Source organism: Halorubrum sp. SD683, assembly GCF_002135045.1.
Classification (GTDB): Archaea; Halobacteriota; Halobacteria; order Halobacteriales; family Haloferacaceae; genus Halorubrum; species Halorubrum ezzemoulense.
This window is the reverse complement of sequence record NZ_NEWJ01000060.1, coordinates 1-15,995: the sequence shown is the minus strand read 5'-3', so window position 1 is coordinate 15,995 and position 15,995 is coordinate 1. Positions and strand designations below refer to the sequence as shown.

Annotated in this window: 9 protein-coding genes and 1 tRNA gene; 3 read left to right on the top strand and 7 right to left on the bottom strand. The window is 64.7% G+C overall.

The features are described 5' to 3' along the window. The coding region (locus B9G49_RS12730) for a matrixin family metalloprotease (RefSeq protein WP_086216617.1) at window positions 1-1,318 on the top strand (1,318 nt) is incomplete at its 5' end. Window positions 1,319-1,710: 392 nt separating this feature from the next. Beyond that, a complete protein-coding gene (locus B9G49_RS12725) occupies window positions 1,711-2,175 on the top strand; it encodes a hypothetical protein (RefSeq protein ID WP_086216616.1) in 465 nt (154 codons plus the stop codon). A gap of 54 nt (window positions 2,176-2,229) precedes the next feature. On the opposite strand, the gene B9G49_RS12720 is transcribed toward B9G49_RS12725, so the two are convergent. The 3 genes from B9G49_RS12720 to B9G49_RS12710 form a co-directional block, all read right to left on the bottom strand. Further along, the gene (locus tag B9G49_RS12720) at window positions 2,230-2,928 is read right to left on the bottom strand and encodes an HNH endonuclease (protein ID WP_086216615.1); all 699 of its coding nucleotides are present in this window, start codon (window positions 2,926-2,928) and stop codon (window positions 2,230-2,232) included. A 221-nt stretch (window positions 2,929-3,149) separates the two neighbouring features. After that, window positions 3,150-3,221 (bottom strand) — tRNA-Ala (locus B9G49_RS12715). A gap of 80 nt (window positions 3,222-3,301) precedes the next feature. Then, window positions 3,302-3,850 (bottom strand): SRPBCC family protein, encoded by a 549-nt coding sequence (locus tag B9G49_RS12710; protein ID WP_086216614.1) that lies wholly within the window; start codon window positions 3,848-3,850, stop codon window positions 3,302-3,304. 319 nt (window positions 3,851-4,169) lie between these two features. Between B9G49_RS12710 and B9G49_RS12705 the strand changes: the two genes are divergently transcribed. Continuing rightward, complete coding sequence (locus tag B9G49_RS12705; RefSeq protein ID WP_086216613.1) at window positions 4,170-6,302, top strand: ABC transporter ATP-binding protein; 2,133 nt, start codon at window positions 4,170-4,172, stop codon at window positions 6,300-6,302. Window positions 6,303-6,389: 87 nt separating this feature from the next. On the opposite strand, the gene B9G49_RS16580 is transcribed toward B9G49_RS12705, so the two are convergent. The 4 genes from B9G49_RS16580 to B9G49_RS16815 form a co-directional block, all read right to left on the bottom strand. Then, a complete protein-coding gene (locus B9G49_RS16580) occupies window positions 6,390-6,566 on the bottom strand; it encodes a hypothetical protein (RefSeq protein ID WP_158093618.1) in 177 nt (58 codons plus the stop codon). A 267-nt stretch (window positions 6,567-6,833) separates the two neighbouring features. Further along, entirely contained in the window at window positions 6,834-11,522 is a 4,689-nt protein-coding gene (gene gltB / locus B9G49_RS12695; RefSeq protein WP_086216611.1) for a glutamate synthase large subunit, read from the bottom strand. A 231-nt stretch (window positions 11,523-11,753) separates the two neighbouring features. After that, entirely contained in the window at window positions 11,754-11,921 is a 168-nt protein-coding gene (locus tag B9G49_RS16820) for an HEWD family protein (RefSeq protein WP_167373064.1), read from the bottom strand. A gap of 118 nt (window positions 11,922-12,039) precedes the next feature. Further along, window positions 12,040-15,525, bottom strand: a complete 3,486-nt coding sequence (locus tag B9G49_RS16815) for a hypothetical protein (RefSeq protein ID WP_198943837.1) — start codon at window positions 15,523-15,525, stop codon at window positions 12,040-12,042. Window positions 15,526-15,995: the final 470 nt, after the last annotated feature.

Genomic DNA, 15,995 nt, shown 5'->3' with positions numbered 1-15,995 from the left:
ATCCGCGGGCGAGGGGGGTTCGGCCGCGGGACTCGACCCGGTTCGGGTGACGGTCCGGGTCGGTGACGCGACGTTGGTCGCCGAGAACCGGTCCGTCCCGGCGAACGGGACGCTGACGGTGACGGCCCGCGTCGACGGCGCGGCGCTCGACCCGGGCGAGTACGACCTGACGGTGACCGTCGGTGGGGCGACGGCGACCCGCTCGATCGTCGTCGAAGAGGCCCACGCGGCGACGTTCGCGGTCTCCGCGATCGATGCCCCCGACAGCGTCGAGTACGGCGGAGAGCTCTCGGTGGCGGCGACGGTGAGGAACGTCGGCGACCGGGCCGGGACCCAGACGGTCCGGATCCGGTACGGCGCGGGAGCGAGCGCGAACCGGACGGTCGCGCTCGACGGCGGCGCGGAGCGCCGAGTGTCTGTCACGTTCGCGGACGTGCGACGCGACGGCGGCGCCCACCCGCTGGTCGTGACCACCGCGAACCGGACGCGGGAGCGCGCGGTCGCGTTGTCGCACCCGAGCCCGTACGGGGAGACGACGCTGGGCCTCTACGCCGACGACGCGGCGGTCGACCGGAACGTCTCCGGCGTCGCTGCGGCCGCGACGGGGTACTGGGAGCGGAACGACGAGCGCTACCTCGGCTATCCCGTCGCCTACGAGCGGGTGAGCGACGAGTCGCGGGCGGACGTCGTTCTCCGGTTCGACCGCGTGGAGCGCTGCGGCGTCGAGGGCAACGACACGCGGTACTTCGGCTGCGCGGACCTGCTCGTCGACGAGCCGCGGACGCCGATGACCGCGACCGTCGATCCCCGAGTCTCCGACGCGGACATGAACGCGACGATCATCCACGAGCTCGGCCACGTTCAGGGGCTCGAACACGGCGAGGAGCCGGCCGGGCTGATGAACGCGACGAGCACGCTCGCGACGCATCGGCCCTTGAAGATCCACTTGCGCGCCGACGACGGCGCGGTCACGGGGCCCGTCGAGGACGAGGTGGCCGCGGCGCTCGACTACTTCGCGGGCCGCGAGGATATCGTCGGGAGCGACCGGTTCGCGTGGGAGTTCGTCGACAGCGCGCGCGACGCCCACGTCCAGATCACCTACGACGAGCGCGGGGAGGTCTGTATCACGGACGGAGGCGGCTCCTGTACGGTCGACGGCGAGTACTACGGGCAACAGGACGTGCGGCTGGAGGAGCTAGACGAGGAGGTCGTCGCGTGGCACGTCGGGTGGTCGTTCGCGCCGGCCCTGCTGGAGGAGGTGCCGCCGGAGCTTTCTCGCGAGACGGACCGGCGGGAGCGGGAGGCGTGGCCGGAGTAGGGTCGGGCGAGCGAGTGTGCTCTCGACGCGGGGATCGAGGAGACCGACCGCCTCATCGACCAGATCCTCTGCGACTGCTACGACCTGACGAACGAGGAGAGCAGGGCCGTGGAGGCGGCGGTCGCGGAGTAGGGACGGGAACCGGGGATAACGTCTTTCCACCCCGTTTCCGTACCGGAGCGCGCGGCACGGCTCACGACGAGATACATCGGGGCGGAGCGATCCTCGAACGCGACCGACGCGGCCGCCGATCCCGACGGCCAGCGGTCCGAGTCCGCGACCTATCCCGGGCTCCTGACCGCGCGGACCGCGGGCGGCCCTGCCACCTCGCGCCGGGGTACCACGGCGAGGCGACGACGCTGCCGGACCGCGCGCTCGGCCCCGTCAACGGCGTGGTCGTCGAGGAGGCGGGAACGCGCTACGAGAGCCTGCTGCTCGACGACCGCCGGCGGCAGGCGCAGTACGGCGCGCTCTTGGACGCGAACCTCGACGGCGACCGCGTGCCCGCCTTCGCCGTCGACGTTCCGCCCGAGGGCGGTCGGAAAGGGTACGGGGAGGGCGTCGACGCGGTCACCGAACTCGTGACGGGGACGGCGGCGTTGGCGGCGCTCGGCGTCGTCGGCGTCGCGCTCGGCGCGGCGGTCGCGGCGCTCCTCTGGCTCCCGCTCGCGATGACGGTGTGCCTCCACGTCCGTCCGCCGAGCGCGGTGCGGCGGCCCGACCGAATCGGCGCGTGCTGCCGCGGGGTCGTCGCCCGCGGCCAACTGCTGAAGCCTACTCGCTGGCGGCGGGCCAAAGAGGCCCGCGAGCCGGACATCGACGCGCCCGAACCGGACGCCTCGTGGTTCAAGCGATGAGCGACCTGCCGCGAAACTTCTCCGTCCGGGAGACCGTCGCCGTCCTCACGGCTTTCAATTAATCCGATTGCTTTCTGTAGTCCCCGTTATCCGTGTGCCGAGAGTAATTAGCAAAGGTCCGAACAGACCAAACAGAACCGTGGGAATTGCGATAAGAGCTTCAAACCAGTGAGCGTCTGTCATAATCCTACCTAATCTCTCAATGAATGTCGGATCTTGGCCGGAAACGTACCAAGCGAGGATCCCGAACACGAGGAGATACGACTTGAAGACAACAGATTGGAAACGAAGGCCGAGGATCCCACCAGTAGTTCCGAGTACGAGCAGCACAATAGGTGTGAGAAGCCAGTGTATACTTCCCGCAGTGGATGATGCTTCACTCAAAATGTAGAAATAACCATAGCCAGCAGCGAGCGGAGCTATCAGGTGCTTAATTACAACGAAGAAGAAAAACGGTAAAATTGTGTATACACGAGACAAGTAGTTATTCACTGTATCCTGTTGGTCGTTCTGAGTTGTATCCCGTGTGATGTCGTGCTTGTGTTGACTATTATGACAGTTAACGCAGAGCGTCTGAAGATTATCTAACGAATCAGAACCACCCTCGGATCGTGGCGTAAGGTGATGCGCGTGGAGTTCAGTATCTCCGGACGACCCACCCCGGGCACCACATTGTTGGCAGGTATAATTGTCACGTGAATAAACTTTTCTGCGCCTCTCGTCCCAATCATCAGGGTAGCTCGAAGCCGCCATATAGCGGTTTTATCTTTCTGATGCGCCGTATGAATATTATTCAAACTTGCTGATATTTAGAATGGCAAATCAGGAGAAGTCACCGCTCGTTACAGGTCTACGTCGCTCGCAGCGTTTCTCGCGGGGCAAAAATACGGACTCGCGGGGGTCCCGCGAGCGAGCACAGCGAGCGAGTGGGACCACACGAGGGAATGACTAAGCGAACGAAGTGAGGAAAAGGATGGACTCGCGGGGATTTGAACCCCGGGCCTTCCCCGTGCCAGGGGGATGATCTACCACTGATCTACGAGCCCTCGAACGCATTCGTTTGTTCCGCGGTGAATATCTTAAGGGCTTCGAATCGCGGACCGACTGGACCGCGCGCCGCCCACGCTCAGATCCGGTCGGAGTCGACGTACACGTCGAGGTCCACGTCGCGTCGCGATCCCTCCAAGTCGCGGACGGCGCGCTCGACGACGCGCTCGGCCTCGCTTCGGATCAGCGGGATCGCCTTCTTCAACACCCAGTCGAACGAGACGAGCCGCGGCAGGTCGAGCGCGTCCGGGCTGGCGGAGCCGGGGTCGAACTCGACTTCGAGCGCGACCTCGCAGGGCGCGTCGTCAGTCTCCTCGGCGGCCGCTTCGCCCCCGTCGGTCGACGCCGGCGTCACTCGCCAGCAGCCACCGGCGTCGATGTCCTTCGTTATCTCCCAGTCGATCCGCTCGGGCGGCTCGACGCCGGTCACCTCGGAGCGGGCGGTGTAGGAGATCTTCCACCACGCGAACGTGAGCGCGTACCGGGTGCCGGGGCCGCCGTCGCCGGTGACCGTTTCGACCTCTCGGAGGTACTCGGAGTAGTTCGCGTACTGCGGGAAGTCGAGCAGGAACGCGTACACGTCTTCGGGGTCGGCGTACACCTCCGTGCTCACGACGAGTTCGTCCACGTACGTGGGTTCGCGTGACGCTTATTAAACGGTCCGGCGACCGAACTCGACCGACGGCCCTGGGGTGATTCCCGTCACAGTCGCGGCCGATTGCGGAGTGACGGCGAACACCGTCGAAGCCCCGCGCCGCACGGCACCGCTCTACACACCTCCCCGGCCTCGTCGCGCTCCTCGCACCCCCCTCGGGCGCTCGGAGGTGCGCGCCGCTGTATTCACGCGGGTTTGTTCGCCTCCTCGGGGGCCAGGATTCGCGTCGTCGGAACCCGGAACGGGCCGCCGAAGCCGCCGGATACATGGGGCTTCCGGCGCTCATACGGCTATGGCTGCCGACGAGCGCAACGCCTTCGAAGTGTACCGCGACCGGGTGGACCGACCGCTCGGGCGGTTGTTCCACGAGTACGGGGCGTCCGAGGCGCACTGGCTCGTGATCGGGATGGTCGCCAACGTCGTCGCCCGGGTCGCGGGGCTGATCCCGCCGGTGGTGCTGGGCGTCGCCATCGACGCCGTCTTCACCGGCTCCGGCCCCTACACGCTCCCGATCGTTCCTGACGCGTGGCTGCCGACCGCGGAGGCCCCCCAGTTCCGCCTCTCAGTGATCCTCATCTTCGGGTCGTTCATCGTGACGGGCGTGTTCACGTACGTCTACGGCATCGCGGCGAACAACTTCGCGCACCGCGTGATGCACGCGGTCCGCACCGACTCCTTCGACCAGATGCAGCGGCTCGACATGACCTTCTTCGACGACAAGCAGACCGGCGAGGTCATGTCCGTCCTCAACAATGACGCCTCGAACCTAGAGGTGTTCTTAGACAACGCCCTCCAGAACTCCGCGCGCCTCGGCGTGATGGTGGTCGGGATCGCGACCGTCCTCGTCTACTACAACTACGAGCTGGCCGTGATCACCCTCGCCGCCATCCCGCTGATGTTCCTCTTCACGCTGTGGTTCATGCGCGCCGTCGAACCCCGGTACGTCGCGCAGCGCTCGGTCGTCGGCGACCTCAACACCGCCCTCGAGAACGCGCTCTCGGGCGTCGAGCTGGTGAAGACCTCCAACACGGAGGCCCACGAGAGCGAGCGCGTCGAGGACGCCTCCTTCTCGTACTTCCGGCGCACGATGTCGATCCTCCGGCTCAACTACGTCTACCGCCCCGGGATGGAGCTGCTCGCCGGGCTGGCGTTCGCCGCCACCTTCGCGGTCGGCGGCTTCTGGCTCGCGAACGGCCCGCCGGGCCCCTTCTCGACGAAGCTGACCGTCGGGACGTTCGTCACGTTCGTCCTCCTCACCCAGCAGTTCGTCGCCCCGCTCGCGGAGGTGTCAAACATCATCGACCAGTACGAGAACGCGAAGGCCTCCTGCGAGCGCGTGTTCGGCCTGCGCGACATCCCGGTCCGCATCGAGGACGACGACGACGCGATCGAACTCGGCGGCCAGACCCGGAGCGACGGCGGAAGTAAGCGCGGCCGCGGCGTCGACGGCACGGTCGACGACGCGACGGAGGACGCAGTTGACGACGCGACCGGCGACGCGGCCGACGCCGCGGCCGACCACGGCGGCGTGGCGGGCGCCGTCGAGTACGACGAGGTCTCCTTCGCGTACCCCGGGAACGCCCTCGTCGACCCCGAGGACGCCGACGAGGAGGTTCTCAGCGGCGTCTCCTTCTCGGCCGATCCGGGCGACACCGTCGCGCTGGTCGGACCGACCGGCGCGGGGAAGTCGACGCTGCTCAAGCTCCTCCTCCGGCTGTACGACGTGACCGACGGCGCGATCCGCGTCGACGGTCACGACGTCCGCGACGTGACCGTCGAGAGCCTCCGCTCGTCGGTCGGCTACGTCGCGCAGGACACCACGCTGTTCGACGGCACCATCGCCGAGAACATCCGCTACGGGCGGTTCACGCGGATCGATGAAGCGGACGCCGAGGAGAGCGAGGTGCGCGAGCGGGTCGTCGAGGCCGCGAAGGCCGCGGAGGCCCACGAGTTCATCGCCTCACTCCCGAACGGCTACGAGACGCGGATCGGCGAGCGCGGCGTGAAGCTCTCGGGCGGCCAGCGCCAGCGACTCGCGATCGCCCGAGTCGTGCTTCAGGACCCCGCGATCTTGATTCTCGACGAGGCGACCTCGGCGGTCGACACCGAGACGGAGATGCTGATCCAGCGCTCGCTCGACCGCCTCGCGGCCGACCGCACCACGTTCGTCATCGCGCACCGGCTCTCGACGGTGACCGACGCCGACACCGCCCTGGTGTTGGAGGACGGCGAGGTCGTCGAGCGGGGGAGCCACGACGAACTGCTCGCCGCGGACGGCCTCTACGCGAAGCTCTGGGGCGTTCAGGCCGGCGAGATAGACGAGCTTCCGGAGGAGTTCGTCGAGCGCGCCCGCGAGCGCCACGTCGACCGCGCGGTCGAGCGGGCGACGGAGAGCGAGGTCGACGCGGAGTCGCTCGACGACTGATCGGGAGACCGGTCGGCCTCGGTGGCCGGTGAAATATTCACCGGCGTCCCGTCGAGACGGGCGAGTGGCCTGAACCGGCGCCGTCGATCACTTCGTCTCGTCGCTTCGGATCGGCTCGTGCGTGTCCGGTTCGGATGATCGGATCGTATTAACGGCTATGAGCGCGAGCAGACTCGCCGCAGCGAGGAAGAGAGTAGGTACGGCGGTCTTGACGAGGAGGAGCACGCCGAGGAGTTCACCTGCGAGCGCGATGAGAAGGGCCACCGGTACGAGTCCGGCCGGCCGGTCCCGCGATTTCGAGGTCATACGCTGAACCGGTGGGAGACGGGATCGAGAGACGGTAAGGGCTCGATGCTGTCGCGACCGTGTTCGTCCACGGACACAGGTCCGACCAGTAACGAAGGCGATAATAATCCTGTGGCGACTGACCTGGGAATCGCTCGGTGCGAGAGACGCGTTCCGTACGCCTCCAGGCTGTCGAAATCCATCGCCGACCGCGGGCTTCGACGGTGCCGTGAGAGGCGGTGCGAATCAGTCGTCGCCGGAGATTTGCCCGGCCGCGTCGGCGTCGGCGTCCGGCACCGCGGCGGCGGGCGCGGGCGGCTCCTCGCGCACGTCGGCGCCCTTGCCCTCCGCGATGACCTCGGCGTACGCGTCGGGGAAGACGCGGACGAAGTCGTCGAGCGCGGCCTCCCAGTCGTCGAGCAGTTCGGCCGCGCGCTCGCTGTCGGTGTACTCGCGGTGGTTCTCGACGAGGCGGCGGAGCATCCGCTCGTCGGACCCCTCCAGCGTCTCGGAGACCGACACCATCCCGCGGTTCACCCGGTCGGCGAACCGGTCGTCGGGGTCGTACACGTACGCGATGCCGCCGGACATCCCGGCCGCGAAGTTGCGGCCGGTGTCGCCGAGGACGGCGACGACGCCGCCGGTCATGTACTCGCAGCCGTGGTCGCCGACGCCCTCGACGACGGCTCTGACGCCGGAGTTGCGGACCCCGAACCGCTCGCCGGCGACGCCGTTAACGTACATCTCGCCCGACGTGGCGCCGTACAGACAGACGTTCCCCGCGACGACGTTCTCGGTCGGATCGTACGACGCCTCCGCGGGCGTGTCGATCACGATCCGGCCGCCGGAGAGCCCCTTGCCGACGTAGTCGTTGGCGGCGCCGGACAGCTCCAGCGTGATCCCCGGCGCGAGAAACGCGCCGAAGCTCTGGCCCGCCTCGCCGTCGAAGCGGCACGAGACCGTGTCGTCCGGGAGCCCCTCGCCGCCGTGTTCGGAGACGATGCGGTTCGAGAGCGTCGCGCCGACCGCGCGGTCGACGTTGCGGATGTCGCGGGTGAGCGCGACCGGCGCACCGTCATCGATGGCGGGCGCGGCCTCGTCGATGAGGTCCCAGTCGAGCAGGTCGTCGATGCCGCCGTGCGCCTGCTCTCGGACCTTCGTGCGGGACTCGCCGGCGGGCTCGGCGATGACCGCCGACAGGTCGAGGTGCTTCGCCTTCTCGTGGTCGGTGTCGCGTTGGGCGAGCAGCCCGGGCCGACCGATGAACTCCGCCAGCTCGGTGTACCCCTGCTCGGCCATGATCTCGCGCAGCTCCTGCGCGATGAACGTCATGTAGTTGATGACGTGGTCCGGCTGGCCGGGGAACCGCTGGCGGAGGTCCTCGCGCTGGGTCGCGACGCCGACCGGACAGGTGTTCTCGTGGCACTGCCGGGCCATCACGCAGCCCGACGTGACGAGCGAGGCGGTGCCGAAGATGTACTCCTCCGCGCCGAGGGCGGCCGCGACCGCCACGTCGCGGCCGGTCCGCAGTCCGCCGTCGGCCGAGACGCGAATGCGGTCGCGCAGGCCGGTGGCGCGCAGCATCTGGTTCGCCTCCGCGAGCCCGAGCTCCCACGGGAGCCCGGCGTTCTTGATCGAGGTCTTCGGCGACGCCCCCGTCCCGCCGTCGTGGCCGGAGACGTGGACGACGTCCGCGTTCGCCTTCGCGACGCCGGCCGCGATGGTGCCGATGCCGGCCTCCGAGACCAGCTTGACGTTGACGTCGGCCTCGGGACTGGCGGCCTTCAGGTCGAAGATGAGCTGCTTGAGGTCCTCGATCGAGTAGATGTCGTGTTGGGGCGGCGGCGAGATGAGCCCGACGCCGGGGGTGGAACACCGGACGTGCGCGATCATCTCGTTCACCTTCTCGCCGGGGAGGTGGCCGCCCTCGCCCGGCTTCGACCCCTGCGCCATCTTGATCTGGAGCTCCTCGGCGTTCGCGAGGTACTCCGAGGTGACGCCGAACCGACCGGAGGCGACCTGCTTGACCGTACACTCCTTCTCGGTGTCGAACCGCTCCGGCGGTTCGCCGCCCTCGCCCGTGTTTGACTTCGCGCCCAGGCGGTTCATCGCGATGGCGTTGTTCTCGTGGGCCTCCGGCGAGAGGCTCCCGAGGCTCATCGCGGCCGTCGAGAAGCGCTCGACGATCGACTCGACCGGCTCGACCTGCTCGACCGGCACGGGGTCGCGGTCGGAGTCGAACTCAAGGAGGCCGCGCAGCGACTGGAGCTCCTCAGTCTGGTCGTTCACCAGTTCGGCGAACTCCTGATACTGCTCGTAGTCGCCCCCGCGGACCGCCTGCTGGAGCGTGCCGACCGTCTGGGGGTTCCAGCCGTGTTTCACGCCCGAGGAGCGGTGTTCGTACTCGCCGACGGTCTCCAGCTCGGGGTCAGCGCCGAAAGCCATCGCGTGGCGCGTGCGGAGGTCGTCTTCGATCTGCTCGATCCCGATCCCCTCGGTGCGGATCTCGGTCCCCTCGAAGTACTCGGCGACGAAGTCGGAGTCGAGCCCGACCGCCTCGAAGATCTGGGCCCCCTGGTACGACTCCATCGTCGAGATGCCCATCTTCGCCATCGTCTTGAGGAGCCCGTCCTCCAGCGCGTGCCGGTACGCCCCGAGCGCCTCGTCCTCGTCCGCGCCGTCCGGGCCGGCGACCACGTCGGCGATCGAGGCGTACGCGAGATACGGGTCGACCGCGTCGGCGCCGTAGCCGACGAGCGTCGCGAGGTGGTGGACCTCGTGCGGCTCGCCGGACTCGACGACGACGCCCGCGCGGTTGCGAAGCCCCTTGCGCACGAGGTGGTGGTGGACCGCGCCGGTCGCGAGCAGGCTCGGCACCGCGAGCCGGTCCGGCCCGACGGCGCGGTCGGAGAGGACGACCACGTCGGCCCCGTCCTCGATGGCAGCCGCGGCGTCCTCGCGGACGCGGCTCACGGCGTCGACGAGCGAGCCGTCGCGGTCGTAGGTGACGTCGACGGTGACGGAGGCGAACGCGGGGCCGTCGGACGCGCCCTCGTCTCCGGGGGTCCGTTCGCCCGGTCCGGGCAGGTCGCGAAGCGCTCCGGTCTCGGCGTCCGTCAGAACCGGCGTGTCGGCGACGATCTGCTCGGCGTGGGCCGGCGTCTCGGCGAGGAGGTTGCGCTGGTTCCCCATCCGGGTCTCCAGCGAGGTGACGAGCTCCTCGCGGATGTAGTCGATCGGGGGGTTCGACACCTGCGCGAACAGCTGCTTGAAGTAGGTGAACAGGGGGCGGTCGACGTCCGCCAGCACGGACAGCGGCGTGTCGTCGCCCATCGAGCCGACCGGGTCCTTCCCCTCGGTCGCCATCGGTTCGACGAGGTGGTTCAGCGAGTCGGTCGTGTAGCCGAACGCGGCCTGGTGGGCGCGGACGGTCGGCCTCGACTCTTCCCCGTCGCCCTCGGTGGTGGAGTCGGCGTCGATCCCCGCCGCGGCGCCGTCCTCGTCGGTAAGCGCGTCGAGGTCGACCTGCCCGTCCGCGACCCACTCGCCGTACTTCTCGTCGGTGAGCTCTTCGAACACCTCGTCGTCGGGGACGATCCGGCCCGCCTCGGGGTCGGCGACGAAGATCTCACCCGGCCGGAGCCGCCCGCGGCGGCGCACGTCGGCGGGCTCGGTCGGGAGCGCGCCCACCTCGCTGCCGACGACGAGGCGGTCGTCAGTCGTCACCTCGTAGCGGCACGGGCGGAGACCGTTGCGGTCTAGGACGCCGGCGACCTGCTCGCCGTCGAAGCCGATGACGAGAGCCGGCCCGTCCCACGGCTCGACGAGCGACGCGTGGTAGTCGTAGAAGTCGGCGCGGTCGTCGTTCATCAGGTCGTCGTCACGGAACGCCTCGGGGATCAGCATCCGCAGCGCGTGCGGGAGGTCGCGGTCGGTCTGGAGGAGGAGTTCGAGCGCGTTGTCGACGCTCGCAGTGTCGGACTGGTTCGGGTCGTCGATCACCGGCTTGATCGTGTCTAGCTCGGCCCCGAACGCCGGGTGGTCGAGGTCGGTCTCGCGGGCCCGCATCCAGTTGACGTTCCCGCGGATCGTGTTGAACTCGCCGTTGTGGACGATGTTGCGGTACGGGTGCGCGAGGTGCCACGCGCCCAGCGTGTTCGTCGAGAACCGCGCGTGGACTAAGGCGACGTGGCTCGCGAACCGCTCGTCGGTCAGGTCCGGGTAGTAGTCGGCGAGCTGCGACCCCTTCAACAGCCCCTTGTAGACGACGCGTTGCCGGTCGAGCGAGCAAACGTAGAAGCGGCCGGCGCCGTCGACCTCGGACACCGCGTTCTCGATCTCGCGCCGGGCGGCGTACAGCGCGCGGTCGAAGCCGAGCAGGTCGGGATCGGCGTCGTCGGCCCGGTCCTCCTCGCTGGTGAACCGCTGGGCGAGCCCCGCGCCCTCGACGGGGGCGACGAACACCTGCGACACCTCGGGCTCCGAGTCGAGGGCCGTCGCGCCGAGGTCGGAGTTGTCAGTCGGAACCGACCGCCACGCGAGCACCTCCAGCCCGTAGACGGCGCACACCTCGGCGATGACGTCGTGGATCTCCGCCTGAACGCTCGGCTCCGGGGGCATGAACACGGAGCCGACCGCATACTCTTCGGGGAGGTCCGCCTCGACGACGTCGCGGAATAACGCGTCCGGCCGTGCGACCATGATCCCCGCGCCGTCGCCGGTGTTTTCCTCGGCACCCGTCGTCCCGCGGTGTTCGAGGTTTTCGAGCAGAGAGACCGCGTCCGTGACGGTCTCGTGCGTGGACGCGCCGTCAAGGTCAACGACGCCGCCGATCCCGCAGTTCGACCGGTCGTCCGTCGGATCCGCGAGTCCCCCCTCCTGACCCGAGGGCTCCGAGTCGCGTACGCCCCGGGTGGTACTACGTGACTTGGTCATACGTCTCGCTTCGAATGAACAGGTAAAGGCATGACCCTGATAGGGGTAGGATCCATCGTACACACATTAGGGAATATAAGGTAATTATTCATCACGGGTGGTAAACAATTAACACGGACCAGAATCGATCAAGTATCTCGGTTGCTAGCTCCCGGACTAATATTATATTTACTTATATGATACGTGCGACTTCGCTAGGGCGGCAGAAGTGGCAGATCGTCCAGTCGGAAGCTACTCTTCGAGGGGAACGAACGAGCCGTTGATGTCCCACTCGTGGATACAGTAGACGTTTCCGGGCTCCGCCGCGATCCGCCACCCGTCGGCCTCGTCGTCCCACCGCTCTTCGCGCCCGCACAGTTCGCAGGTGCGCTCCTCCGGCGGTGTGATGGTCACGCTCATGCGCGAGAGAACGGCACCGCCGAGCAAAAGCATATCGACGATGGGTGGCGGCCGAGGACCAGCGGTGAACCGCCCGGGTGAAGAGGCCACTCCGAGGTGGTGACCGCCCCGTCGCAGTTCACGAGTTGCGGCCGCGGCGCCGAGCGAGCAGCGACGCGCCCGCGATCGCCGCGGCCGACGCGACGGCACCGAACCCGGGGAGGTCGTACGCGGTCGAGCGTATCGGAGCGTCGTCGTATCCGAGGTCGCTCGGGGCGACCGCGTCGGAAGATGAACCGCTCGCCTCGGACGACGTCGACGACTCGGCCGAATCGGTCGACTGCGCGTCCACGCGCTCGTCGGCGCGGTTCGCGGTCGACTGCTCACCGCCCGAGGGGTCCGCAGGGCCGGGTCCGTCACCCCCGGTGAGGCCGCCGGTACCGAAGGCCTCGGACGGCCCCGCAGACGACGGGATATCGGTGCGACCCGGAGCGACCGAGATCCCTACGTCGGGGGGACGCGTCGAGCGATTCGCGTCCACGCCGGTCGACCCTCCCGTGGGGTCCGAACGGTTGCTGGCAGCGGCGTCGGCGGAGTCTGGTGGAGTAGTAGTGTCCGACGGAACGGCGGGATCAGCACCACTTCCGGCGTTAGCGGGGGCACTACCCGGACCGTCGCTCCCGTCCGACTCCCTACCTGTCGAACCACCCCCGGCGACCGGCCCGCCACCGGGGGCCGCCGACCCGCCGCCGCTGGCCGGCCCGCCGCCAGACGCGCTAGTGCCCGCCGTCGCCCCGGACGGGTTCGCCGCCGTCGGGCCGCCCGGCGCGCTCACGGCCGTCGATCCGTTGCCGCCGAACGCTCGGTCCGTCTCGACAGTTGCGTTGGCACTACGCGATTGATCTGTTCCGGCGGTCTCGTTGTCGCTGAGCGATTGGTTCGTTCCGACCGTTTCGTTACCACTGGGCGATCGGTTCGTTCCGGCCGTCTCGTTGCCACTAGTCGATTGATTTGTTCCGGCCGTCTCGTTGCCACTAGTCGATTGATTTGTTCCGGCCGTCTCGTTGCCACTGAGCGATCGGTTTGTTCCAGCCGTTTCGTTGCCACTAATCGATTGGATTGTTCCGGCTATTTCGTTGCCACTAATCGATTGGTTCGTTCCAGCCGTTTCGTTACCACTAATCGATTGATTCGTTCCGGCCGTCTCGTTGCTACTGAGCGATTGATTCGTTCCGGCCGTTCCCTCGGGCGTCGCGTTCTCCGCGAGGGAGTCGGCCGGATCGAGAGCACCGTAGGTCAGGTTGGTCGTCACGCGGTGACGGTCGTTCGCCGCGGTCTCGCGCAACCGATCGTCGTCGACTCGGAACGTGCCCTCGAACGTCTCGCCCGGATCGGGCGGTGTCTCGGTGCCGAACGCGTGCTCTCCGTCGGCGACGAGGAACAGGCCGTCTCGGTCGAGGTGGACCGCGGATTCGTTCGGCATCCGGCCCACTGCCTCGCCCTCGGTCGAACCGTTCGCGTCGTCCGCGTCTGCCGGTGCCACTCCGAACGACAGGCCGTCGAGACGAGCGAGGTCCTCCCCGCGTTCCAGCGACGCGTTCGCGGCCGCAGGAAGGCCGGTGAGTCCGGACGCATTCACCCCGTACACGACCGTGTCGTTCGCGGTCGCAGTCGCGGCGGGTGCGAGCGTTCCGTCGGCGATCGCCTCGCGTATCTCGGTCGCGTTCGCGAAGTCGCCCGCCGAGGCCGCCCGCGTCGTGTACGCGGTCAGGTTGCCAGTCGAGCGGGGTCTGACCGTGACCGTGGCGGCATCTGTGGCGGTCTCGGTGCCGTGTTTCGACCGCAGCGTGAGATTATACGTTCCGGGCGAGAGCGGGTCAGTATGGCCCGTGACCGACTCGATGTCAACTCCGGACCCCGTCGTGACGAACGCTGAAGAGTTCGGCGACGCATACGTGTTGACCGATACGGGAGTGGGTCCCGTATCAGTAGTTGTCATTTCGAGTGTTGTGGTGCTATTTGTTGTGGATGTCAGGTATACTGTAGAATTATCATATGTCGAATTAATATAAAATTTAGATTTGCCACCTACAGACGCGTTATTAGTGTTACTTTTATATACAGTTGGGTTCCTGTTTTCCACGACGCGCACATCTTGAGTGATGATTTGATTCGTGTCTAAGTCACGTATTTTCGCTGTGTATGTACCGGGCTGAGAAACAAAAATAGATCTGCGTGTATTGTCGTCGGGATCCAAGAGAATGTGATCCCGATATATTTCTTCAAATCCTGACTTTGAAATGCTGAGAATAGCAGTTCGCTTAGTTCCGGTTGCTCCAATATCAATCGCAATCTGAGATCTAGTCACCGTGTCAGCAGCTTCAATGGTTGTTGTCGAATTTACCAGTTGTACTGTGGGATTTTCAAGATTGGGTTGTGTACCTATATTATAATATCCAGTATCAAGCCCGACCGTACTAAGATTGTGAATTGTCCGTGAATCAGGGGAGTCGGTCTTTCTGACTGTGTTTCCATTAGGTTTAGAAAACTTGTACCCTGTTTTGTTTCCTAGTCTAATTCCGATATTTGAACCCAGACTGACAGTATATTCACCACTATCTGAGATCATCTTTTCCACACGGACAAGAGAGCTGTAATTTTCTTCGTGGGAATTCCTGCTTGTGGTAGAATGAATATTATTGACTTCTATTTCATCAATTTCTGGTTGAGTCCTATGTGAAGAATTGTGCCGGCCATTGAGTGGGTAAACGTACAAATATCTTCCATTTATATCGTACTTATCAGTATTTTCAGCAAGATAGACGCTTTCTACGTCTTTGTTAGAAAAATCAGTAATAATATATCCCTGAGAATCCGATATGTTGGTGTTAAATTCGAACAGTAGAGTCGGGGTAGACCTGCTATAATATAATGGCTTTCTTACAATCTGAGCAGGTACCGAGACGTTGACAGTTGTCGTATGCAAAGAGTATATCGCATCTAGCCCATGTTTATGTATAGGGGAATGAATACCGATAGTCAGCCTTGTCTCGCCCTCAATGTCTGTATCTCTAAGTGATATATGTCTATTACTTACATTTAATGTCTTAACTTTCTCACCGATAGTTCGATTATTATTTTCTCTCCAGATCGTCACAGAATTATTTATATTTAGACTTGAAATTTTCGAATAATTATAAATAACTGTCCGCGCAGATTCAGTATAAGTATCTGGTTTCAATCTAGCAGAAATGGAAGAAGATACGCTGAAATTAACGATTGCGTCTGTTTTACCTTGTTCAGCGGTGTAGGTGATATTCCGGTTTATTTTCTCACCCCTTTGGTTATATTTGCTGACGTTCGTTGTGTCTATATTATTAATATGGAGATCAAATCGCCCATATTTAGGAATCGCTGAAGTGGAAATGATAACGGTTGCGTTAGGAGAGTTTGGATTTTCTAGATATACTCCAGAGTTCCTAATTTTTCCATTTACACTTATCCAATAGGATGCCTGATTGTGATCTAATTTCGCCCCTGAATCGACAAGTTCTCCAATATGAATTCTAACGGGGTCACTAGAATCAAGGACTTCTATATTAGTGATTACCTGCTCCTGTTCCACGCCAATCTCAATGTCACTCGCACGATCTACGTCCCACAGATCGCCAGAAGCTGCGAATGTACCTGAGATCAGCAATAATACCACACCACCGATTACAATTCCGACCGACACCCATCGAAGCGATCGCGTTCGGATCATGGCGAACGGGCCGCGGATGCCAAGCGATAGCTCTCGGAACGGCCGAGGTCGACAGTCGACCCGGCGACCGCGAGACGTGTCTTGTACCCGCGGGATCTCTCACTCCGGCCGATCGTTTATAAATGACTTACGGAGGTGAAAGCTTCCGCTCGAGAAAATAATCGCATGAGTGCGGCGCCACAAGTGCGGAGATGAGTTTCGAAAACGCTCTTCTGTAGGAGATTGTTGATACTGGCGAGCTGTCGCTGTCGTGTCGAAGAGGACAAGGACACCGCGTCAGCGGTGTCCGACACGGATGATTCCGCTAGATGTGTTTGGGTCGGAATCGGTCG